24 protein-coding genes are annotated in these 20865 nt (G+C 51.2%); 21 read left to right on the top strand and 3 right to left on the bottom strand.

The window, feature by feature from the left end:
* Positions 1–71: 71 nt before the first annotated feature.
* The gene (gene sohB / locus ACMHXH_RS06485; RefSeq protein ID WP_039033942.1) at positions 72–1094 is read left to right on the top strand and encodes a protease SohB; all 1023 of its coding nucleotides are present in this window, start codon (positions 72–74) and stop codon (positions 1092–1094) included.
* Positions 1095–1217: 123 nt separating this feature from the next.
* Positions 1218–2234 (top strand): AraC family transcriptional regulator, encoded by a 1017-nt coding sequence (locus tag ACMHXH_RS06480; RefSeq protein ID WP_071476225.1) that lies wholly within the window; start codon positions 1218–1220, stop codon positions 2232–2234.
* Between the two features lie 93 nt (positions 2235–2327).
* Here the strand turns inward: ACMHXH_RS06480 and ACMHXH_RS06475 are convergent, their stop codons facing one another.
* A complete protein-coding gene (locus ACMHXH_RS06475) occupies positions 2328–2837 on the bottom strand; it encodes a diguanylate cyclase domain-containing protein (RefSeq protein ID WP_335912447.1) in 510 nt (169 codons plus the stop codon).
* Positions 2838–2916: 79 nt separating this feature from the next.
* Between ACMHXH_RS06475 and ACMHXH_RS06470 the strand changes: the two genes are divergently transcribed.
* The 19 genes from ACMHXH_RS06470 to ACMHXH_RS06380 all read left to right on the top strand — a co-directional run bounded on the left by ACMHXH_RS06470 (position 2917) and on the right by ACMHXH_RS06380 (position 14485).
* Positions 2917–4752, top strand: coding sequence for a DUF885 domain-containing protein (locus tag ACMHXH_RS06470; RefSeq protein WP_335912446.1), 1836 nt, complete (start codon positions 2917–2919; stop codon positions 4750–4752).
* Between the two features lie 196 nt (positions 4753–4948).
* Positions 4949–5227 carry a peptidylprolyl isomerase gene (locus tag ACMHXH_RS06465; protein ID WP_071476228.1) on the top strand — a complete coding sequence of 93 codons (279 nt, stop codon included), beginning with the start codon at positions 4949–4951 and terminating at the stop codon, positions 5225–5227.
* 19 nt (positions 5228–5246) lie between these two features.
* Positions 5247–5780 carry a GNAT family N-acetyltransferase gene (locus ACMHXH_RS06460; protein WP_039033946.1) on the top strand — a complete coding sequence of 178 codons (534 nt, stop codon included), beginning with the start codon at positions 5247–5249 and terminating at the stop codon, positions 5778–5780.
* 87 nt (positions 5781–5867) lie between these two features.
* Positions 5868–6089, top strand: a complete 222-nt coding sequence (locus ACMHXH_RS06455) for an RNA-binding S4 domain-containing protein (RefSeq protein WP_037475159.1) — start codon at positions 5868–5870, stop codon at positions 6087–6089.
* A gap of 16 nt (positions 6090–6105) precedes the next feature.
* Positions 6106–6492, top strand: a complete 387-nt coding sequence (locus tag ACMHXH_RS06450; protein WP_025011246.1) for a ribonuclease E inhibitor RraB — start codon at positions 6106–6108, stop codon at positions 6490–6492.
* A gap of 99 nt (positions 6493–6591) precedes the next feature.
* Positions 6592–6789 (top strand): nuclease-related domain-containing protein, encoded by a 198-nt coding sequence (locus ACMHXH_RS06445; protein ID WP_039033947.1) that lies wholly within the window; start codon positions 6592–6594, stop codon positions 6787–6789.
* Positions 6756–7352 (top strand): protein kinase, encoded by a 597-nt coding sequence (locus ACMHXH_RS06440; protein WP_152608421.1) that lies wholly within the window; start codon positions 6756–6758, stop codon positions 7350–7352. Before ACMHXH_RS06445 ends, ACMHXH_RS06440 begins: the two co-directional genes overlap by 34 nt.
* Before the next feature lie 327 nt (positions 7353–7679).
* Positions 7680–7961: a DUF6150 family protein gene (locus tag ACMHXH_RS06435; protein ID WP_039033949.1), complete on the top strand. Its 282-nt coding sequence runs from the start codon at positions 7680–7682 to the stop codon at positions 7959–7961.
* A 164-nt stretch (positions 7962–8125) separates the two neighbouring features.
* A complete protein-coding gene (locus ACMHXH_RS06430) occupies positions 8126–9259 on the top strand; it encodes an alpha/beta hydrolase (RefSeq protein WP_039033950.1) in 1134 nt (377 codons plus the stop codon).
* Positions 9260–9328: 69 nt separating this feature from the next.
* Entirely contained in the window at positions 9329–10186 is an 858-nt protein-coding gene (locus tag ACMHXH_RS06425) for a hypothetical protein (protein WP_039033951.1), read from the top strand.
* Positions 10187–10296: 110 nt separating this feature from the next.
* On the top strand, positions 10297–10524 hold the full coding sequence (locus ACMHXH_RS06420; RefSeq protein ID WP_052248041.1) for a hypothetical protein: 228 nt from the start codon (positions 10297–10299) through the stop codon (positions 10522–10524).
* Between the two features lie 6 nt (positions 10525–10530).
* The gene (locus ACMHXH_RS06415; protein ID WP_082014272.1) at positions 10531–10965 is read left to right on the top strand and encodes a Type 1 glutamine amidotransferase-like domain-containing protein; all 435 of its coding nucleotides are present in this window, start codon (positions 10531–10533) and stop codon (positions 10963–10965) included.
* Between the two features lie 129 nt (positions 10966–11094).
* Positions 11095–11388 carry a hypothetical protein gene (locus tag ACMHXH_RS06410; protein WP_039034013.1) on the top strand — a complete coding sequence of 98 codons (294 nt, stop codon included), beginning with the start codon at positions 11095–11097 and terminating at the stop codon, positions 11386–11388.
* A gap of 44 nt (positions 11389–11432) precedes the next feature.
* Entirely contained in the window at positions 11433–11738 is a 306-nt protein-coding gene (locus ACMHXH_RS06405) for a hypothetical protein (protein WP_039033952.1), read from the top strand.
* 404 nt (positions 11739–12142) lie between these two features.
* Positions 12143–12724: a GAD-like domain-containing protein gene (locus ACMHXH_RS06400; RefSeq protein WP_039033953.1), complete on the top strand. Its 582-nt coding sequence runs from the start codon at positions 12143–12145 to the stop codon at positions 12722–12724.
* 103 nt (positions 12725–12827) lie between these two features.
* Complete coding sequence (locus ACMHXH_RS06395) at positions 12828–13073, top strand: hypothetical protein (protein ID WP_101096642.1); 246 nt, start codon at positions 12828–12830, stop codon at positions 13071–13073.
* Positions 13074–13079: 6 nt separating this feature from the next.
* Positions 13080–13505, top strand: coding sequence for a DUF6559 family protein (locus ACMHXH_RS06390; protein ID WP_039033955.1), 426 nt, complete (start codon positions 13080–13082; stop codon positions 13503–13505).
* 133 nt (positions 13506–13638) lie between these two features.
* Positions 13639–13980 carry a hypothetical protein gene (locus ACMHXH_RS06385; protein ID WP_039033956.1) on the top strand — a complete coding sequence of 114 codons (342 nt, stop codon included), beginning with the start codon at positions 13639–13641 and terminating at the stop codon, positions 13978–13980.
* A 97-nt stretch (positions 13981–14077) separates the two neighbouring features.
* A complete protein-coding gene (locus ACMHXH_RS06380; protein WP_162206980.1) occupies positions 14078–14485 on the top strand; it encodes a PaaI family thioesterase in 408 nt (135 codons plus the stop codon).
* Between the two features lie 282 nt (positions 14486–14767).
* Here ACMHXH_RS06380 and ACMHXH_RS06375 read toward each other — a convergent pair whose 3' ends face one another.
* Together ACMHXH_RS06375 and ACMHXH_RS06370 are read right to left on the bottom strand one after the other, a co-directional pair.
* Entirely contained in the window at positions 14768–16819 is a 2052-nt protein-coding gene (locus ACMHXH_RS06375; RefSeq protein WP_413737834.1) for a TonB-dependent receptor, read from the bottom strand.
* Between the two features lie 442 nt (positions 16820–17261).
* Positions 17262–20861 (bottom strand): DEAD/DEAH box helicase, encoded by a 3600-nt coding sequence (locus ACMHXH_RS06370; protein WP_052248043.1) that lies wholly within the window; start codon positions 20859–20861, stop codon positions 17262–17264.
* Positions 20862–20865 lie beyond the last annotated feature (4 nt).

Here is a 20865-nt window from a genome sequence, read left to right as displayed (position 1 = left end):
TTTTTTATCCATAAAAGGCCTGCTAGAATAGCGCAATTTTGTGTGCTTTCTCGCGGTGAAAGGAACCCCTAGTGGAATTTTTATACGAGTACGGACTATTTCTTGCCAAGGCGATTACCCTGGTGGTTGCTATCGGCGCCATAGTGGTGATTGTGGTGGCATCGGCAGTAAAACAAAAGAGTGACAGGGGCGAGTTGAAACTGACTCATCTCAGTGATGAACTCAAATCGCTCAAGCATCATCTCAAGGCTGAGCTCTTGGGCAAAAAGGCGTTCAAGGCCTATGAGAAACAACTCAAAGCTGAGCAAAAAGCCCATGACAAGGCACTGGATGCCGGGGACGTCAAAGATCCCAAGGTATATGTCATCGAGTTCAAAGGCGGCATAGAAGCCGCCGAAGTCGCGTCGCTGCGGGAAGAGATCAGCGCTATTTTGGCTATTGCAGAGGAAGGGGATGAAGTCGTAGCCAGTGTTGAGAGTGGTGGTGGCATGGTTCATGGGTATGGCTTGGCAGCCAGCCAACTGGACAGGATCCGCAGTGCCGGATTGCCGTTGACTATATGCGTGGATAAAGTAGCTGCCAGTGGCGGTTATATGATGGCCTGCGTTGCCGATCGTATTATTGCTGCACCGTTTGCTATCATAGGTTCTATAGGTGTTGTTGCCCAATTACCCAACTTTAATAGGCTGCTGAAGAAGCATGACATTGATTATGAGCAGCATACCGCCGGTGACTTTAAGCGTACTCTGACACTCTTTGGTGAGAATACTGATGAAGGCAGAGCCAAGTTCCAACAGGAACTGGAAGAAACCCATTTGCTGTTCAAAGACTTTGTCGGTCGTTATCGGCCGCAACTGGAGCTGGACAGGGTTGCAACAGGTGAGCATTGGTATGGTCAGCAAGCTATAGAGCTGGGACTCATAGATGAAGTGGGCACCAGTGACGACCTCTTGCTGAAGCTGGCCTCGGATCGGACTGTGATCAAAGTGAAATATCAGCTGCGTAAGAAACTGGCCGACAAGTTGGCTCACAGCGCTTCTTTGATGCTCAACGCCTGCTATAACAAGTTGGCTGAGAAAAATCGACCAATCTAACCTTTGGTATCTCGCTAACTCGATAATCAGACCCCGGCTTCCCGGGGTTTTTTATGCGGTGTGTCTTTAATTCTCTTGCTGGATACGCTAAAACCATTTTTGGTAATTAACAAAAAGACAACAATGGCTATGCAGATCAAATACCGAGCCAATATGATGGTTGGGGATCAGGCGTACCCGGCTTTTGAACTGGCCAACCTTATTCGTTTTATTCAGTCACAATTGGGAACCGAGGCTGCTGAAGAGATATGCCTGCACATAGGTACGGGTATCAATGAGCTCAAGGAGTGCCAATGGGTAAGGGTTTGGCAACTCAGCGCCACGATAGCGTTTCTAATGCAACGCAGTCGACGTGAGGATGTTAGCCTGTTGGCCGGGCTCTACACTCGGGTAACTGATTTGGGTTTTCTGTTGCCTTTGCTTGGAGAATGTCGGAGCCTTGGTGAGTGCCTGGAGTTTGTGCTAAATCATCCCAAGTGGGTGGGCAGCTTTGCTGATCTTTTACTGCTGGAGGATGAGCATCAAATCCGTCTGCGCTGGCTTAATACCGGCCGGGCCGAACCGTTAATCTATCGTGGTGAATTTCTTCACAGTATAGGCGCATTACTGAGTTTGGCGCGGGAGTTGACCGGACAAGAGATTGTTTTTAACGCTATCAGTGTTACCGGCATCTTGATGCAGTCTGCAAGTTTGGTAAAACTGGCCAAGCGGGTGGAGTTCCAGAGTGATTTCAATGAATGGCGCCTCGACAAATCTTGGCTGACGCTTGCGGTGGATCTGACTCAGTTCTCAGGTCGCAGTCAAAGTTTTGAGCAGCAGAGTTCGCTGGTTGAAAAAATTATTGACGAACTTGATGGCGATTTCCCCTTGGTGCCAACGTTGGAAACCATGGCACTCAGGTTACACATGAGCAGTCGTAGTTTGAGGCGCAAGTTGGCGGCCCTCGGCAGCAGTTATCAACGCCTGGTGGATCAGCAAAGGTGTCAGCGAGCGGTAAGCTGGATCCTCGAAGGCCAACTGTCGGTGAGCGAGATTGCCGAGCGTTTGGGGTATAGTGATAGTTGTCACTTTCGTCAAAGTTTCAAGCATTGGCTCGGGTATCCACCCGGTTATTTCAGCCGTTTGGGGCAGCAAAACTAACCAAGGCCAGGTTCATTTTATCCTGACCAGTTTAGTCATAAATAATCTGCTGTTGAGACCTTTGCGATTCTGCGATAAGCCTTTTGCACTGATTCAGTGGATCTCCCTGACGCTGGAAAGCGTGTTGTCTTGCTGTTCCAATTGATAGGTCAGGGTTTCAACATCAATAAACAGGGTTTCGGGTTTCAGTTCTCTGTTGGGTTGGCAAATACAGGCCGCCAGACGGTAGTCCAGCTGCAGGTGATGAAATTTGTTGTATTCTTCGCTGAACTTGTTGATTTTCTCATTAATCCGTTCGATGACCTTTTGGGCTCCCATCTTATCGACGTTGAATAGACCGAGGGCGAACAGTTGGTGGTTGATGCGTCCCAATAGGTCAGTATTGCGCAGCAAGGCTTGCTGCACTTGTTTGGCAAAGAATTCCAGCAAGTGAGGTTGGTTAACTGTTTCATGTATGTGAGGGCAAAGATACAATAGCGCCAGACTCTGGTGATCTCGCAGATGGCGATACCATTCACGGTGAAAGACTTCCATAAAATAGGTCCGGTTATAGACCCCGGTTTCCGGATCTCTGAAACCCGAGTTGCTGAAGGAATAAATCATGGGTTGGCTCCGAGCTAGTGACTGCTACAAGTATAGTTAACCAATCCATCTACTGAGTTGTGACAGGAGAATAACGACAATGAAAAAAGGGTTTTTGCTGTGCTCTATTATTTTGGCGTTGAGCGGTTGCTCTAAAGAGGAGAGCAGTTTGGTGACTCAGCCACAGGCGGAGCAACAGCCCGCTGCGGCAACGGTACAAACGGCAGAGCAGGCTTACCTCGCCATGGTGGATCAATTTTTCAAGGATTACCTCAAGCTTGAGCCCATCTACGCCACCTTTGTTGGGGTCAATGACTATAACGATACTTTCGGTGGCGACCTCTCCGAGGCCTACCTCAAGCAGCGCCATGAACTTAACAGTCGCTACGCCGCCCAGGCCAAGACCATAGACAAACAAGCTTTGCCCGAACAGTTGCAACTCAGTTACGACATGTTTGTTTATGACAGGGATATGGCGTTAGTGGATGAAACCTTCCCCAGCCGTTTTATGCCGATAAGCCAGTTCTACAGCACAGTGATTACCATGGTGCAGCTTGGCAGTGGTGAGAGTGCCCAGCCTTTCAATACCCCGCAGGATTACGCCAACTGGCAGCAGAGGGTGAAAGGTTTTGTCAAATGGACAGAGCTGGCGAAACAGCGTATGGATGAAGGCATTGCCAGCAAGGTTGTGCTGCCACGGGTATTGGTCGAGCGGCTTATCCCTCAGTTGCAGGCGCAGTTGGTGGATAAGCCTCAAGATAGCATTTTCTACGCCCCTGTGACCAAGATGCCCGAGAGTTTCAATGCCGCCGAACGCGCCTTGATTGAGCAGGAATACCAGCAGATGATCAGCCAAGAACTGCTGCCGGCTATCGCCTCACTCAAGCAATATTTCGAGCAAACCTATCTGCCGGCCTCGCGGGCTACTGACGGTTGGTGGGCGCTGCCTAACGGTAAAGTTTGGTATCAACATCTGGCCAATGCTCATACCACAACCACTATGGCTGTGGACGATATTCACCAAATCGGCCTCAAGGAAGTGGCGCGGATCCTCGATGAAATGGACAAGGTGCGCCAGCAAGTGGGTTTTGAAGGTGATCTCAAGGCCTTCTTTGCTTCACTGTCATCCGAGCCAGAATACTTCTTCAGTGACAGGCAGGGCTTAATTGACGGCTATATGGTGCTTAAGGACAAGATCAATGCCGTATTGCCCGGTTACTTCAATGTGATGCCCAAGGCCGACTATGTGGTGAAGCCGGTTGAAAGCTTCCGTGAAAAATCGGCCGCGGGAGCTTCCTATGAAGCACCGGCCGTCGATGGTAGTCGTCCAGGGGTGTTTTACATCAACACCTATAACCTGAAAGCTCAGCCCAAGTGGGGCATGACCACTTTGTCATTGCATGAGGCGGCGCCGGGTCACCACTTCCAAATAGCCATCAAGCAAGAGCTGCAGGGCGTGCCTGAGTTCCAACGTTTCAGCGGTTATACCGCCTTTGAAGAGGGCTGGGCCCTCTATGCCGAATATCTTGGAATAGAGATGGGTTTGTTTGAAGATCCGTACCAATATTTCGGCAAGCTCTCGGATGAAATGCTGCGGGCGATGCGTCTGGTGGTGGATACCGGCCTGCATGCCAAGGGCTGGAGCCGTGAACAGGCGATTCAGTATATGAAAGACAACTCTCCACTGGCGGAAAGCGACATCATCGCCGAGGTGGAGCGCTATATGGCAATTCCTGGTCAGGCACTGTCTTATAAAGTTGGTCAGCTGAAGATCCTGGAGCTCAGAGCCCGGGCCGAGAAAGCCCTGGGGGATAATTTCGACCTCAAGGCCTTCCACGATCAAATCCTTACCACAGGTTCCTTACCCATGGCGGTGATGGAAGCCAAGATAGATCTCTGGATAGAAAAACAGCTGAAGCAAAAAGCATCAGCCTGAGACTGAATTTAAGTCGAGTCTTTGATAAGCAAACTCAAAACGCCGTCATCTGACGGCGTTTTTTAGCTTCGACTCACGGCCTGCCATTATTGTTGTGTCAGTTAACTTCTGACACAGAATGATATTATACTGGCCGGGTTTGTTCGGTGACCGACCGAAAAAAGGCCACTTGGCCAAGATTACTGAGGAGCAAATTATGGTACAGGCAACAGCAAGACATCTACTGGTAAAAACCGAAGCAGAATGCGCCAGCTTGAAACAACAGATTATCGATGGCGCCGATTTTGCCGAGTTGGCCCGTCAACATTCTGCCTGTCCTTCTGGTGCACAAGGCGGCGAGCTGGGCTCATTTGGCCCGGGAATGATGGTGCGTGAGTTTGATGAAGTGGTGTTCAGCGCGCCGCTCAATGAAGTACAGGGGCCGGTGAAAACGGCTTTTGGTTTTCACCTGCTTGAAGTTACCAGTCGCGGTTAAGCTGTAAGAGTTTAAGCAAGTGATAGAAATCTATACCGATAGACTCAGGCTCAGGACTCTGAAGGAGCAAGATTGGCCGGCGTTTCTGGCACTGCATTGCGATCCTGAGGTGGGCCGCTTTGTTAGAGATCCCGAACCCGAACCACTGCTCAAAGCCAAGTTTGAGCAGCGAAGCCAGCCTTGGCGTTATGAGTCCGGCGACTGGCTGACGCTGGTGATTGAAGAATTGGGCAGTGACAGCTTTGTCGGCTTGACCGGCTTTTACTGCGTCGATCCTGAGCTGGCGCAGGCCGAGGTGGGTTACCTGTTGCATCCAGATATGCAGGGGAAGGGCTATGCCACTGAGTCGCTGCGCGGGGTAATAGATTGGGGCTGTTTGAGCTTCAATATTCATAAGTTCATCGGTCACTGCGCCAATGATAATCTGGCTTCGGCCAAGGTCATGGAGAAGTGCGGCTTCGAGCTTGAGGGAATATTGCGGCACAACTTCCGTATCGGCGATCTTTGGGTGGATGACAGGGCCTATGGCTTGCTCAGTGATGAGCGTCGTTGACTTCTCTCCCCCAAGCGGATGCTTGCTGCTATAATCCGCCCCAAATAGAGTCAATTCCAGCAAGGCAAGGTCACAGTGACACAGAAAATGAGCGAATTCACCCTCAATAGCGGCGATGAGTATATTGAGCTTTATAAGGTGCTGAAGGCAGAAGGCATGACCAGTGCCGGCGCTGAGGCCAAGCATGTGATTGCCGAAGGGCTGGTGCTGGTCAATAACGAAGTTGAAACCCGCAAGCGCAAGAAATTGCTGCCGGGCGATCTGGTCAGCTTCAACGGCGAAACGGTTAAAATAGTGGCGGCGCAATAAGCGCAAGGGGAACAGAATGCAATTTCCAGATGATGACAACGGCAAGATGCTGCAGGCAATGCAGGAGTCGGGTATCGACTTGAGCAAGCCTTTGGATGTGGACTTTTTCCTGGTGTTTGATGATCAGCGCGACGCTGAATCGGCATTGGAAGATTTGAGTCAATCCGAGCAGGCAGGCGAAGTTGAGCTGCAGTTCAACGAAGAGATAGAAAAGTGGGAGCTGATTGTCTGCATCAATATGGTGCCCGAGTATCAGGCATTGGTGGCGCGCGAAACCGAGCTGAACAGCTTTGCCGCCGAGTTTGATGGTATGACAGATGGTTGGGGCGTGATGCAGCATCAGGACGGCGATGACGAGTTTGCCGATGATGACCATGAGTGTGATGAGCACTGCCACCACTGAAGATAAGTGAATTTTCCTAAGCCACCCAAATTTGGGTGGCTTTTTATTCTCTAGCTTTTTATTCTGCCCCCACTGATTGCCAATCTCAGGGAGAGTGATATGGCCAAACACATCAGTTTTGGAACCCCGGTCAACGACGCCGAGCGCTGGGCCTTTAAACTGCTGGGTGATGAGTTACCCAAAGATTATCTGCTGCTGACCAATATTGAGATCCCGACTCAGTCCGGGCAAGCGATGGAGGTGGATGTTCTGGTGGTCGGCGAGTGGGGCGTGTATGTCATCAATACCGCAGCCTGAGCCGCATTTATCACCCCAATGTGGAGCGGGTATTGGCCTTTGGCGAACTTGGCGGCAGCGACCGGGTCTTCATTGCCAGGGCCTGGGAGCGGGGCGTTGCTTTGGATTGCACCGAGATCCAATCGCCGCAACAGGTGATAGGCTGGTTTAGACAGTTGCTGACGGCGCTGCAGTATCTCCACAGATTGGATATCTTCCATCGAGCCATCTGCCCGAAGAATATTATTTGTAATGGCGACCGCGCCGTGCTTTTGAACTTTGGCCTGGGTCAGGACATAGCGGCCAGACACTATGCTGCTCAATATGCCGACCCGGATCTCTGGGCCCTGGAAGGAGATGCTGAACGGGATCTCTACGGTTTGGTGGCCAGTTTTATCGATGTGTTGACCCCTATAGAGCTCAAGGGCGATGCCGGCCCTGCAGGCATGCTCAGGGCCCTCGAGGCTTTTGATCCCCGTTGGTTGGGAGAGTCTTTGTTTGCCATGTGTTACAAGGTGCTGCGCTTAGAGGTCAACCTGGGAGACAATAATGACTATATGCCGCTATTTGGTTTTAACTCATAAGCAGCACAACTACGAGTGACGACTGAATATGAATGCATCATGCACAAACTCACTCGATTTTGGGTAAATGATTATTTTGGGCATGGATGATAAGAAACAAGAAATGTGACGCCTGTGCAATCAAGGTGATTAAGTCATCCAACCAAACTGCATGGTCATAGTGTTGAGCTCCTAATCCAGTCTCTGGCTTTGAGTCTGAGAGGAAGGATGTTTATACCTGTCGTCATTGTAATACCGAAAAATATTGTAATTGGATCTTGAGTTTGCTGATTATCTCGGGAGTTAACATCCACATTACAAATAGCCAAGCTACTACAGGGAGGTTTTATGGCACTTATTTATGAGGTTCAGGTTCGGGGAGCGGCCAAGGTGTTGGTATATGAAGTCAGCTCCCGCGCGGCCGCCGATCTATTGGTTTATCGAGTCGACAGCCGCGGCGCTACGCACAATCAGGATAGTCTCTGGTATCAGGTGGCGAGCCGCTCAATGGCCACGTCACTGATTCATTGGGTCAGCCATCGCAGCGCCGCTGATCTGCTGGTGTATTTTGTCAGCAGCCGCGGAGCCAGCGGTTGGCAAACTCAGCACCCGCTCAAAGGCCGTTTGTAACCCGGCTGCTTTTAAATCCAGGTAAAGAGGACGCCGGGAAGGTGAATACAGACTTTTGGCAACGACGGATGCCCGCGGTCATCAGCTATTGACCGTCAGCTTTTCATCCCGCGCCGGCCGACCTTTGAAAGCCCGTTAAAGACGTTTTACTGACAAGGATTTCCATGAGATTTGTATTTTTGCTTTGTGCCTTGCTGTCTCTGACTGTATTGGCCGAAGAGCAGCGTTTTACACTTGCGGCCGGGCTTATCGATGAAGCCGTGACAGTTCAGATTGCTTTGCCCGAGAGTTATCGACATTCAGACAGTTTTCACTACCCCTTGCTGTTGGTACTTGATGGTTCGACCCAGTTTCATCATGTGGCATCCAGCGTCGGCTTTTTGAGCACATACGCCATAGTGCCGGAAATGATAGTGGTGGGCATAAGCACCCGCGACAGACTCAAGTACTTTACTCCCACAGAGCCGGAAGATTTCGCCGCAAGGGCGGGAAAGGCTGATGTTTATAACCGTTTTATCGCAGAGGAACTGCTGCCTGCATTGAGTGAACGTTACCGTCTGGCGCCTTACCGGACGATATTTGGCCACTCTTTGGCCGGGCTTTACAGCAGTTATCAGGCGCTCGGTCCGGCGTCTTCCTTCAATGCCGCGATAGCCATTAGTCCCAGCCTCTGGTGGGACGATGGCACCTTGATTACAGATTATGACAAATACCAGGCTCGCGAGCGCAAAGCGCCCATGCGCTGGTTTCTCAGTATGGCGAGTGAGCCAGGCGAGATGGCGCAGGCCTTTGACGCCATGCTGCAAAAACTGGAAACCAAGAAGCCGTCAAAGCTACAGGTTTTCAATGCCCGTTTTGCCCGAGAAACCCACGACAGCACTCCCTTGATTGGCAATGTCGAGGGGCTTAAAGCCATCTTCAGTGGCTGGAACGCGGTACCACAAGTCGATGTGATGTCGCTGCAACAACTGCTGGCGTTCTACAGGGGAAAAACTGCCGAGTATGGCTATACCTTTCCGTTGTCGGCACATCAATTCAACGTATACGGCCTAAAGGCCGCCTATGAGGGCCAAACTACCTGGGGCGTTGCCATATTGGAGCAAGGAGTAGAGAAATTCGCTCGCTCGGAAATCCTTTGGGACAGCCTGGCAACGGCCTATACGCTTAACCAACAGCTCGATAAGGCAATGGCGGCGTCTATCAAGGCGCTGCAATTGGCCAGGCTGCATGATTCGGTTTTTCTCGAAGAGATTATGGCTCAGAACCGGGCGCTTGAGCAAAAACTGAGTCAGCCCTAACTCAGGTCTTTTACCTACCAGGCCCGGGATTTCCCGGAGAAGATTTACACCTGTTATGAGAGGAATGCCGTGTTTCGTGGATTAAATGAGATAAAACAACATATTGAAGAAGGCAATCTGGACTATTTGCGCCAGCATATGCCGAAAGCCTGGTCCCAATATATGTTCAGGATAGAGAAAGACCCGGCCGGGCTTGAGATCATCTCTTATCTCAGGGCGAACGCCGTTATCAAGGACTATCAAATCTATTACCTTATGTATTGCCGTGTGACGTATTATTCCGAGCCGAAGCAGTTTACGCCGCTATTTGACATCATCAAAGTCAACGGCCCGGATGGCAGCTTGGTCGAAGACGACCCTGAACATCTTTACCGGCTGTGTCACGATGTTTATCTCGGTTTTATTAGCGCGTTTATTTCAGTGGGTGGCCGCTTGGACCATAACCGGTTGTTGGCATTGGTCTTTGCAGGAGAGTCTGACGCTTACGCCATTTTTAATTTTCTACTGCCCAGATACGCCTTCTCCCATAAGGCACTGGCTACGGCGGCGGCCTGTTTGTTTTACAATGAATACCATTTGAATGGAGCCGGTGAACAGGCTTTGGCAGCCTTGCTGAGTCGGGGCATAGCGTTGGATTACTGCTTTGATGATGACAGTGAATTCGGCGAATATGCTTGCTTGGCGGCATTGATCTTCGGTCACAACCCAAAAAGGTTTAACCAGCTGTATGCCGATGGTGTCGAGCAGGCGCTTGTCGACAGTTTCGATTGGTCGTTCCTGCTTACCGAGCATGAACTGACTCTTGAGCATATTGAAGCCCTTAAGCTGTTGTCCCTCAGCGCTACGTTACCCATAGATGAGATTGGCGAGTGCCTGTTAGAAAGAGAAGATGAAGCACTGCTGGCTGCTTTTGACTCCCTGCGCTGATGTCTTGGGCTGAAGAACTTTATCAATCACGGCGCGAATGGCCGTTGAGGCTGTGAGCGGGAAACTCAGGGTGTTGTAAGAAGTTGCCGACTTTCAAGGAGCGAAAAAGTATGAATCTACTGCTGCTCAGTAATCACCAAAGCGCAAGAGGCCGTGAGGCGCTTGCGTTTGTTATTGAGGCTCTGGGGCTTAAAGGGCAAGCGGGTGGTTACATAGGTTCAGAGCCTGATCCCGAGGGGGACTTCTACCGGCCAACACAGGCGTTTTATCAAGGCCTTGGCATAGGTCTCAACACCTACCTGGATTTTGAACAGGGTTTTAACAACACTGTGATGTAGAGGTTACTGGATAAGCCTTTAGTGCATCTCTCGGGCGGGGATACTTACCGTTTTTTACATGGCTTGCATAGTCGCAATCAACAGCAGAATCTCAAGAGTTATGCTGCATCCGGACATCTCTTGGTTGGTGTCAGTGCCGGCGCCATGCTGCTGACTGCCAACATAGAAACCGCGGCGCTTTGTGGTGACAGCAATACAGTAGGCCTTGAAAACCTGAAGGCGCTGGGCTTGGCCGACCTTTTATTTGTGCCCCATGTGGTTCATTCGCAGAGCCGAGACCAATCCCATGGCCTCAGCCAAAAACGGCGTGCAAAGCAATTGGCAGAGCGGCATGGTTTGCCCGTTTATCTCTGCTCGGATGAAGACGCGCTGGCCATTATTGATGGCTATCTTCACAGTTTTGGCGCGTCGGAGATCATCCTGCCAGAGGCTATCGCCTGAGCCCTGCAGTGCAGCAGTGCCTGTTCATCGGGATGACAAATCCCATTTATTGGGGTAGTTTGAACATTATTGATGGCTTATGCCAACAAGGCCTTAAGGAAGCAAGGCATCACCCAAGAGGAAGCAAGGATGGCAGCAGAACTGATCAAATCGTCAATGACTACAGTGCAGAACGGAGTGGCCAAAGCCGATGGCAAGATTTCTTTGACCGGCAATGAACTCAAGTTTGTGCCTTTCAATCAGCAACTGGGGCTGGGGCCCTACACTCTCAAGCGAGATGATATCTGCGCGGTAGAAAAGTGTCTGGCTACTGGCGGCGGTATTTTTCCTATATCGGCAGATGCGCTGCGGATCATTCTCAATGATGGCAAACGCTATGAGTTTATTCTGGCAGATACCTCAGAGTGGCTTACGCTGCTGTAATTTTGTGCCTCTTTCGGCAAAAGCGGCATAATCGGGAGCTGAGTATGAGAGTACTGGCGATGGCTCAAGGGCAATGGTATTTGTTGGAGCATGAAGGGCAGCTATATCTGGACGTGCTTTGCCGACATAACAACCGCTTTATGGTCCAGCTCAATGAGCGGGAAGTGGCAGAGTATCGCCGCTCCGGCAATGCCTTTCTTAAACAACAAGCCCGTGATATTCAATATGCAGTACCTATTCGCAAGGGGACTCGCTGCGGTTTCCAAGGGCGGGATCAGCGTCGTCAACTGGGGGAGTTGGCCAATACCGCGGAATGTGAATGGCTGGCGGCTAAAGAAGCTGAGCAGTGACCAACGGAGGCACAGCTTCAAAAAAATTTTTATAAGGAAAGCCGTGCAAGCAGTATTTAAGCAAACCGAGGGTGATTACCTCTAAGCCGTTATTGAAGTGGCGGGGCAGCCGCTTACTGTGATGGATGAATTCGGTGGTGACAGCCTGACTTATGGTGGAGGGCTTTGTTATCGGAAGATGTTTCCGGAAAAATACTGATACTGTCGCAGCGATTTTTGGGCGCTGTGTATAAGCCGGTGCGTCTCTCGGGATTGCAATCATGCTATCAAAGGCCGCATAATCGAAGCCGGCCTTATCCAGGTCTCATATCTATACCTAGGTGCCTTAAGGCTTTCAAATCAAGGTCACGGAAAACCCAAGGTTTTGTGACAGTTATTCTGATAGGAAAAGGAATTTTACCTCAATGCTTCTGCAATCTTTTATCGACCATCTGCCACCCGGCGCAGATATCAAATCAGTATCGGCGCCAACTCTTGCCAAATATCAGGACCATTTGCCCGAGTGCTTATTGGAACTGTGGCAACAACATGGCTTTGGCCACTATGGTGATGGTTTAATCCAACTTATTGATCCGGATGAATACCTGGACAATCTCTGGGGCTGGCTGATGTTGGATGAAGACATGAGTCGCATCCCGTTCGCTATCAGCTGTTTTGGCGACATTTTTTATTATCGGCTCCTGAGCGATGAAGGGGATGAAGATATCGCTTTTATCGATCCCCACACTTCACAGACAGATGTGCTCACCTGGAACATGGAAGACTTCTTCAACGACTGGTGTTGTGACGATGAAGTGCAAACCAGCTTCTTCAGGAAGAGGGAACTTCAACAAGTCAGCGACCAGCAAGGCAGGCTGCAGCCAAACCAGATCTACTTTTACACCCCGGCACTGCGTCTCGGGGGTGAACCAGCTATTGATAAGACTCAAAGAGGCGATGCCAGAGTGCAACTGGACTTCTTGCTGCAGTTGGCTCTGGAAGCCTAGCCGCGAAACCAGGATGAGAAATTGAACCGGGCTGTGGTCATAGTTTACTGCCTGGTCTGATACGCTCGGCAAGCTGGTTTTATCGGCGACAAGACGGAGCGCCATGAACGTATGCTGGTTGGCCGCCGGGCTTATCTTTATTTACGGTTTGTTGCGGATTCTGGGACAAGGCTCAGGCGGCGCCGAAACCATCATGACAGGTTTGGGTGTGGCGTTGCTGCTGTTTTATAGCCTGATCATTAACTTATTTGCCGCGCCATATCTGTTTTTTGGTGCCGCTCGGCAAGTGGGATCCAATCAGGCTTTGAGCACAAAGCGGCATATTGGAGAAGCGAGCCAAGCAGAGTGAGTTCTTATGTTTGCCCATCTGTTTCGAAAACAAAAAATAAAGCAATATGCCCGTAGGCTATCCAGGGATTTGCTAAAGCATTATGGCAAGAAGAGATATTACTCCAGAAATCAGCTGGAAAGGGCTTTAATCAGACAAAAGCTCAGGCGTCCTCCCAGAGCCTGTGATAGTCATGGCGGTATTTCGACCAACGAATATTATGCCTATGCCATGTACTGCTCACCGGCCGAATTTTCCCGCATTTCGATGCAAACCTCCATAACTCAAGGTTCCAGTGAGCCGGACTATGGTCAACTGAGAAGGGAAGCTGCGGAGGTTATCTTTGGTCGGCCACAGGATTTTACGGTCGCTAGCCTGCATGAGGCCAGTGCCGGCCATAGTGCAGCGGAAACCGCCGCTGCGGATCCGGGGTGTGATTCTGGCAGTGATTAAGCTGAAAGTGAGCGAGTTGGCCGTGGGTGCTTGACCTTTGTTTCTGCGATGACCACTCCTGGCTGACAGGCGATCTCCGGTCAGCGCTGTAAATCGGGCAAAAGGGTTGGAAGCTTATACTCAGGGAGAGGGAATGCCGGAACTATTGATCCAGTTTGTGCTGGGTTTTGCACTGCTGACGGGCGTTTTGGGCTGGTTTGCCTTGATGTTTGCTTCGCTGCCCGGCGCCGAACTGCATCGCAGTTTGTCGATGCGTCTGGTGCGAGGATTGTTCTACAGCTATCCCCTTTGGGTGTTGGTGCCGCTATATCAGCTTAAATACACCATGGTAGCAAGCTCAATGGGTTTGCTTTGGGGGATAGTTCCAATGCTGCCTTTGCTGTTAGTCTGGTTGATATTTACCCTTCAGGGGCGGGAGCTTAAACGGCGGCAACAATTAAAAGCGGTATCAAAGCCCAGAACCAAACAGGAGTAGAAGGGCAAACATGGCTAAACCAGAGGCTGTTAATGCTCAAGTGATACCCATGGCCCATTGATACCGCAAGATTGACCAAATAATCAAGGAGGTTTAGATGGTGACTATCGCTGAGCTGCAAGCTTTTATCGAACGCGAGCTGCCACAGAGCGGTATTGTGATTGAACATCTGGGAGATAAGTCGGCCAGAGTGCGTAAGCCGATAACTCAGGCGCACCTGCGCCCCGGCGGTACTGTCTCAGGGCCGGCCATGATGGAGTTGGCCGATATTGCCATCTATATCGCCTTGTTGGCGGAAATAGGCATAGTGCCTCTGGCGGTAACTACCAACCTGAATATCAACTTCCTGCGTAAACCCAGCGCCGAGTGTGACATAGTTGCCGATTGTAGGCTGCTGAAACTGGGTAAATCATTGGCGATTGCCGAAGTGTCTGTGTTTTCAGATGGACACAGCGAAGTTGTGGCTCATGCCGTGGGCACTTATTCCATTCCGCCGACGAACTAGCCCCTAACTCCATTCAAAAATTGTTGCTGCCCTTGTGATTCGATCCTTCCAGGGGCTTGGGCCCTACTCAATGCCGAACTCGGTAACTGTGATGTATCGTTTTTTGGGCCTTCGGCATCCAGGGAGTATCTGCAGCCTGGCCAAGTGCATGCTGTAAAACTATGCCTACTTCATGTGGTTTGCGGCTCAGTCATGAACCGGCTTTGAAGCCGTAACCCTTTGTCAAAGGGGCTTCAATAAAATTAAAAAGGCTCCCTTGGGAGCCTTTGGGCTTATCTAAGGTTAAAACTGGTAGGTGACAGAGACCCCAAAGTTACGGGGATCGACTATTGCCGCATAGCCATCCGGGTAGTTACGGGCAGCCGGAGAGCGACTCAACACGGCTTTCTCATCAAAGGCGTTGTTGACGAAGGCGTTGAAGATCCAGTTGTCTGTCTCATAATTGAGCGACATACGTGCCAGCACATAGTCACCGGCAACTCGTTCCTCCGTGTTCTCAAAGTCACCATAGTACTCACCGACATAGTTGGCGGAGACACTCAAGGTAAGCTGATCTGTCAGCCAATACTGGGCACCGAGATTGGCGGTCATTGAGGGGGCCGAATCCAGTTCATTGCCCTTGGCAGAAGCATAACCTTCTCCCGGTTCCTTGATTTCCGAACTCAACAGCCCAAGGCCGCCGTGCAGGCGCAGATCCCGGGTCACCATGGCTGAGGCTTCAAACTCGGCACCATAGGTAATCACCTTGTCCATGTTGATAACCCGTCTGGCAGAGCCAGTGGCCTGATATCCGTCGTAGTCGTTGTAGAACAGGTTGGCGCTCAGGTTGATATTACCGCCATCCAGGCTGGTTCTCAGCCCAAGTTCATAGGCGTTAACGTACTCTTCATCGTAGAAGTAGAACTCATTTTCCGGGAAGCCTATCGCCGCACCGGCGGCGTTGTAGCCACGGCGACCGCTTAAGGAGACTGTGGTCTCGGCATTGATATCGTACTGCAATACCAGCTTGGGCAACTTGATGGTCTTACTGTTGTCCAGGGTATCTTCTATGGGCGTTTGCGGCTGCTTCATCCAGAAATTACGCAGCTGGGATTCCCGTTCAACCCTGCCTCCGGCGGTGATCCTGAAGTCATCGGTGACGTTATAGGTAAATTCGCCGAAAACCGCCTTGGAGTCACTATTGTCGTCGCCGCGATAAACCGTACCGCCGCTACTGTTGAAGTCTTGATCGCGCTTGAAATAGTAGAGGCCGATAAAGCCGCTGTAAAGCTCGCTGTTAAGGCCAAAATGCAGCTTGGTTTCAGCCGTGGTGTTGGACTCCTCCATACTCACCACTTGCTCGGTAGCAGGATCCTTGTCATAGGTATCCATCACCCAGTGGTAGTTCATTCTGGCCAGCAAGAAGTCGACCGAAAAATTGTCACCGATCCTGTAGTCCAGCTTGATGCTGCCGGTATCTGATTCAGTGTCCATGTTTCTGGGGTTGATGGGCTGATACTTAAAGGGATCGTCACCACTGAAGTATTGCCGTCCCGTGTTGCCGCGCTCATGGTTTTTGGCATAGCTGAGCATGGCCTTGAGGCCGTCAATGGCTGCGGGCTCCCACAGGAGTTTGGCTCTTATTCTGTCTGTGTTGAGCTTATTCAGATCAAAGCCCGGCGGGTTAGCTTCATGGATAATCGGGTTGGCGTAAGTTTCACCATCGGTATGCTGCGCCGATAGGCGAAAGGCCAGTTCATCCTCAATCAAAGGGCCGGAGATGGCGGCGGCCGAGTCTATATATTGGCTCTCACTGCGGTAACCCACCCGAGCGGCACCCTGCCAGTCAAAAGTCGGATCCTTGGTCTTGATAAACATGGCGCCACCTATGCTGTTGCGGCCATTACTGGTGGATTGGGGACCGCGAAACACTTCAATTTGCTCTATGTCCCACATGCCGGTATCGCCGGTCAAATCCGCCATAAAAGGTTCTGCCACACCATCGGTTATGGTTGATACCCGGGTCTTGGCGCCGCCGGAAACCCCACTAAAGCCGGTGGCGGCGCCGTTACCGGAAATCCCGCGGATATTGGGCATCTGCCCTGACAGCACTACCAGGTTGGGTATTTCTGAGATGGCGTCATGCACCGACAGGTATTGCAGCGTCTTAAGCTGCTCCTCGGTGATGACAGATACAGATGAACTCACGTCTTTCAATGATTTCTCTGTCTTTTCCCCCAAAACGACAATTTTTTCGATTGATTGATTTCCGCGCTCGACAGCATCGTCGGCAAAGGCCGGTGATGCCAGCATAGCGAGCAGCAGGGCATTGAGCTTAAATCTATAGCTAGGCATGAGTATCTGTCCTGATTAACAAATGAAGCGAATGAGTAAATAAGCGTTAAGTGGGGGACAAAGTTATAGACCTATAAATACGATCGCAAGTGATAATTGTTATCATTTGATAAAATGTGATCGAATGCCGGAATACCTTTTGTAACCGGGACAAAATGGATACACCAAATGAGCTGTTGCAGACGAAAGGATAGATGGAGCAAGTATCTGAGCGCTCACAAGGTGAGTTGTCAGAGTTAAGTTTGCTCTTGGAGGGAAAATACGAACAAAAGGCTTGCTGTCGCTTTGATAATCAGGCCTTTGCAATTGTTCGGGCGCAGTTGAAGTTTACGGCTACTTGAAAGCCACACTCCGGATAAGTGAGCATGGCTTACCTGAGGGGTTATAGTCGTTTGGCGCCCGAACTCCATTTCCGGCCAAGCCCAAGGAAAACAGACAGTTATTAAACCGTCTGCTCGGTCTTGGGCGCGAGTTTGTGCCGTTTATGCCTTGATTGTTTATCATTGGGAGGCCGGTTCTTTAACGGTTTTCCCATTGGTCTTTTGGGTGAATGTGTCGCTTTTTTGCCCGTAGCTTGTCTTGGGCTTTTGCCGTCGGCATCCGGTTTTCTTCGTAATCGGCAATGTTTGGGAATTCTGGCTATCACTTCGGCAAACAGGTTTCTGTGTTTCCCGGCGGCGCCCGGGCGACTCAGAAACTCGAGATCGCCGAAGAAGAGCAAGCTTTGCTTGGCGCGGGAGCAGGCCACATTGAGTCGTTTCCAGTCGAGAATAAAACGCAGGTTGCCCTGGGTTCGCACCGTAGAATAACAGACTATCTCATCTTCGCTGCCTTGAAAGCTGTCCACCGTATTGATGCGGATATTGAACTGACCCAACCGATATTCGCCACTTGCCGCGGGCGATGATAACTCGCTCATCAGGGCACGGATCAGTCGTTTCTGGGCGCCATAGGGGGTGATGACGGCGATGCCCAGAGGCGTGGCAGGCTGATGAGTCACCCGGCTCTCAGTGGTGTTCCCCCGGTGGTTATTTTTGTCTGCCAGGTTCTTGATAAAGGTGACTATCGCCTCGGCTTCTTCGCGATTGTACTTACTGGTGCCTTCTTGTTGCTGTTGACCGGCGACATCTTTCCAAATCAAGGTGTGCGGCAGGACGAAGTCTTGTTCATTCAGTTGTCGGCCGTTGAACAGTTGTCGCTCACCATTGGGGCTGTAAAAGAGCTCGGCGACCAGATCGCCTATCTTTTCCGGCATTCGGAACTGTTCAGCCAAAAAGCTTTTGCTTGTGGGCGGCAATTGATCATAGAGGCCTTCAAAGAAACTGGTTTCCAGGAAACATTCGTTCAAAAAGGGCAATTCGTCATTGGCTTCATCTGTCTGCAGTAGCGGCGCAACGCTGGGAGGCAGTTGGAAATGATCGCCTATCAGTATCACCTTGCGGGCTCTGAGCAGAGGGATCATGAGTTCGGGTACAGTGGAGCGACCTGCTTCATCAATGATGACGAGGTCGAACCTGAGCTGATCTATGCTTTGACGTCTGGAGGCGAGCCCAACGCAAGTTGCGCCAACCAGATTATGATCTGCCAGTAACATCCAGTTGAGCTCTTTATCAAGCCTTTGTTGTTCCTGCTCTGTGCCCAAAACGCCGTACAGCCAACGGTGAGCCAGCTCAGGCAAAGGTTCGGCTTCGGTTGTACAGGCCAGGGCACTGCGGCGACTTCGCTGTTCAAAGTCATTCAGTTTTTGTTTAATGGTGTAGTCACTGAGCTTGCCACTGACCTTGTCATCGGCCCCAATTCTCAATAGCCGCACCTCTTGCTTTTCCAGCAAGGCTTGGTGTAAATCAATAAAGCGTGCCAGGGCGTTGTCTACCGCCGCATGTTGCTGCGATACCAATAATACCCGGGTCTCTGGACGATGGTGGAAAATCTGATGCAGCATCTCCACTATGCAAGTGGTCTTGGCGGTACCCGGCGGCCCCTGGATCAGAGCAAGATGCTGCTCACTGAGTGCTGTGCGGATAACCTGTTTCTGGCGTTCGGTCAGTTGGGTATTTTGCCAGCAAAGATCTTCACGCAATCTGTGTTGCCAGAATGGGTCCTGTTGCGGCGTATAGCTGCCCGGTGCCAGAAGTATCTGCTTCAGCCTGGGCTCAACCAAGGCATCGTTACGAAATGCATCCAAAGCCGCTTGTTGTCGCTGCAGCGCTTCGTCAAATAACTTGAGACTGAGCCGCAGGCTGGTTTTTGTTGCACCGACTTGAGTGGATTGCAGCTCTTGTGCCCATTTTTGCGGTAGCCTCAGCTGCAAACTACCGGAATCGATAGTCACTTCCAGGCGGTTTTGTTGCCGGGCGGGAAGGGGATTGAGCCAGACAAATTCGCCTGCAGCGGTTTCGCCCCAGTATTCGAGGGTGCAACGAGGCGAAAAACCACTGCTTTGCTGCGCTTTGAACCCGGCTTTGAAATTTGTCAGCAGCTGGTGCTGACTGTCATCGACTATAAAGTGCAGCAGTAAGTCCTGATCTTGCTCCTGCAGTTTGTCGGCCCGTCCCAGCAAGGTGATATCCAACTGCGCCTGCTGATAATCGAGCACGCTTTGCCACTGACCCAGCATCTTCAGTTGTGCCATCCGCGCCTGGCTGTCGGCTTCACTGCTGCTCAAGTGATTGATAAAGGCGACAAGGGCACTGATACCATCCGGATTGGCCAGCACACTGGACTCAAGAGCACTGTCTGCAGGGATCAACATAAAGGGCAGTTCATACCCCTGACCTCTGTCTTCAAAGTCTTCGACATCGCTGACCCGCAAACAGGCTTGCTTGGTATCAATTTGGCAGTTTAGCGCCAGAGTGTGGCGGGCCAGTCGCAAGTCACCACTGTCCTGTTCCATATCTGAATGGAGCAAGCGCCAGGGAGTTGGATCATCCGCCCGCAGCGCCATGAGCTCTTGCTCAGAAAACAGCTCCGAAGGCAGGTAAAGATAGAGTGAGCCTTCATCTGTGCCGCCGAGTTCGGCCGTGTCCAGCATATTGAGTTGAATTCTTCCCCGGGATTGCTGCTGGCCGGGACTGGCATCCAGCGTCAGGTTGTAAAGCTCAGGCCAAGCCTGTATCTGTTGGCCCGGCAACAGTTCCAACAAGGGGTTGGGAGTCATTTGCCTTGGCAGAAAGGCGGATATGGCCTTGCCTTGGGTATGGGCCAGATAGCCTTTGGCTACCCGGCGTTCAATTTCAAATGCCATTGGCCTGGCCGCCATTATCGCCTCTACCCAGGCGACACCTCTGGCGACACAGGCATAGAATAACCGGGTGCCATTCTTGCCGCTGCGTTGGTGAGTTATTTGCAATGGAATGGCTTGTGGATCGTCATAGCTGAAAAACAGCTTGCGCTGCAGGTCGTTGCTCCAGCCCTGCAAGCCCAGGTTATTGCCAAGATGCAGCCTGCTGTTGAAGGGCAGGTCTCTATCCAGTTCATCTTGCTCTACCAGCACCACTTTTCCGACATAGAGCCATTCTGCGGGTAAGGTCGGGCTCGGTGGCGTAAGCTCATCCAGGCGTTTTTTGAGTTCAGATACTGAAGGCTCGGTGTCGAGCGTATCCCGCACGGCTTTGAGTTGTGCCAGATACCAGTCGAGATAGTCTTTGTAGGCAACCAGGCGGCTGCGGGCATCTTCTACCTGACAATAACTTTGCTGCAGTGCCCGGCGCCGATAGGGGCTGAGCCCCTCATCATTGAGCTCTGTGGCTATTTGCTCGGGTAACAGTTGGAGTTCGGCGTCTATCAGACTGACCTTATTCAGCAGCTCATGATATTGAGCTTCCATTTTGGAGCAGAGTTGCTGCAGCGACTGACTCAACTGTAGAGCTTGCTGCCTGTCGTGCTCTGCCGCCATGCTGTTATAACGCCGATTGAGAGCGTCTATGTCTCCGCGCAACTCGTCGTGGCGCTGATGCTCTTTAGCTGTGGCTCTATCGAACAACCAAGCGGTCGCAGTTGCTGTGACAGTAACCCCTATGCCTATGATGATGGCTGGCAGCACTCAA

Origin of the sequence: Shewanella sp. BJSY2023SW001 (assembly GCF_047314685.1) — a bacterium.
GTDB classification, from domain to species: Bacteria; Pseudomonadota; Gammaproteobacteria; order Enterobacterales; family Shewanellaceae; genus Shewanella; species Shewanella indica.
This window is presented reverse-complemented; position numbering and strand designations above follow the sequence as displayed.

Excerpts from the sequence above, each read along its gene's own strand:
- ACMHXH_RS06375 (WP_413737834.1), bottom strand. The coding sequence starts at position 16,819 with ATGCCTAGCTATAGATTTAAGCTCAATGCCCTGCTGCTCGCTATGCTG.
- ACMHXH_RS06380 (WP_162206980.1), top strand. The coding sequence starts at position 14,078 with ATGGTGACTATCGCTGAGCTGCAAGCTTTTATCGAACGCGAGCTGCCA.
- ACMHXH_RS06475 (WP_335912447.1), bottom strand. The coding sequence starts at position 2,837 with ATGATTTATTCCTTCAGCAACTCGGGTTTCAGAGATCCGGAAACCGGG.
- ACMHXH_RS06395 (WP_101096642.1), top strand. The coding sequence starts at position 12,828 with ATGAACGTATGCTGGTTGGCCGCCGGGCTTATCTTTATTTACGGTTTG.
- ACMHXH_RS06435 (WP_039033949.1), top strand. The coding sequence starts at position 7,680 with ATGGCACTTATTTATGAGGTTCAGGTTCGGGGAGCGGCCAAGGTGTTG.
- ACMHXH_RS06405 (WP_039033952.1), top strand. The coding sequence starts at position 11,433 with ATGAGAGTACTGGCGATGGCTCAAGGGCAATGGTATTTGTTGGAGCAT.
- ACMHXH_RS06445 (WP_039033947.1), top strand. The coding sequence starts at position 6,592 with ATGGCCAAACACATCAGTTTTGGAACCCCGGTCAACGACGCCGAGCGC.
- ACMHXH_RS06450 (WP_025011246.1), top strand. The coding sequence starts at position 6,106 with ATGCAATTTCCAGATGATGACAACGGCAAGATGCTGCAGGCAATGCAG.
- ACMHXH_RS06410 (WP_039034013.1), top strand. The coding sequence starts at position 11,095 with ATGGCAGCAGAACTGATCAAATCGTCAATGACTACAGTGCAGAACGGA.
- ACMHXH_RS06430 (WP_039033950.1), top strand. The coding sequence starts at position 8,126 with ATGAGATTTGTATTTTTGCTTTGTGCCTTGCTGTCTCTGACTGTATTG.
- ACMHXH_RS06385 (WP_039033956.1), top strand. The coding sequence starts at position 13,639 with ATGCCGGAACTATTGATCCAGTTTGTGCTGGGTTTTGCACTGCTGACG.
- ACMHXH_RS06390 (WP_039033955.1), top strand. The coding sequence starts at position 13,080 with ATGTTTGCCCATCTGTTTCGAAAACAAAAAATAAAGCAATATGCCCGT.
- ACMHXH_RS06480 (WP_071476225.1), top strand. The coding sequence starts at position 1,218 with ATGGCTATGCAGATCAAATACCGAGCCAATATGATGGTTGGGGATCAG.
- ACMHXH_RS06455 (WP_037475159.1), top strand. The coding sequence starts at position 5,868 with ATGAGCGAATTCACCCTCAATAGCGGCGATGAGTATATTGAGCTTTAT.
- ACMHXH_RS06465 (WP_071476228.1), top strand. The coding sequence starts at position 4,949 with ATGGTACAGGCAACAGCAAGACATCTACTGGTAAAAACCGAAGCAGAA.
- ACMHXH_RS06470 (WP_335912446.1), top strand. The coding sequence starts at position 2,917 with ATGAAAAAAGGGTTTTTGCTGTGCTCTATTATTTTGGCGTTGAGCGGT.
- ACMHXH_RS06400 (WP_039033953.1), top strand. The coding sequence starts at position 12,143 with ATGCTTCTGCAATCTTTTATCGACCATCTGCCACCCGGCGCAGATATC.
- ACMHXH_RS06420 (WP_052248041.1), top strand. The coding sequence starts at position 10,297 with ATGAATCTACTGCTGCTCAGTAATCACCAAAGCGCAAGAGGCCGTGAG.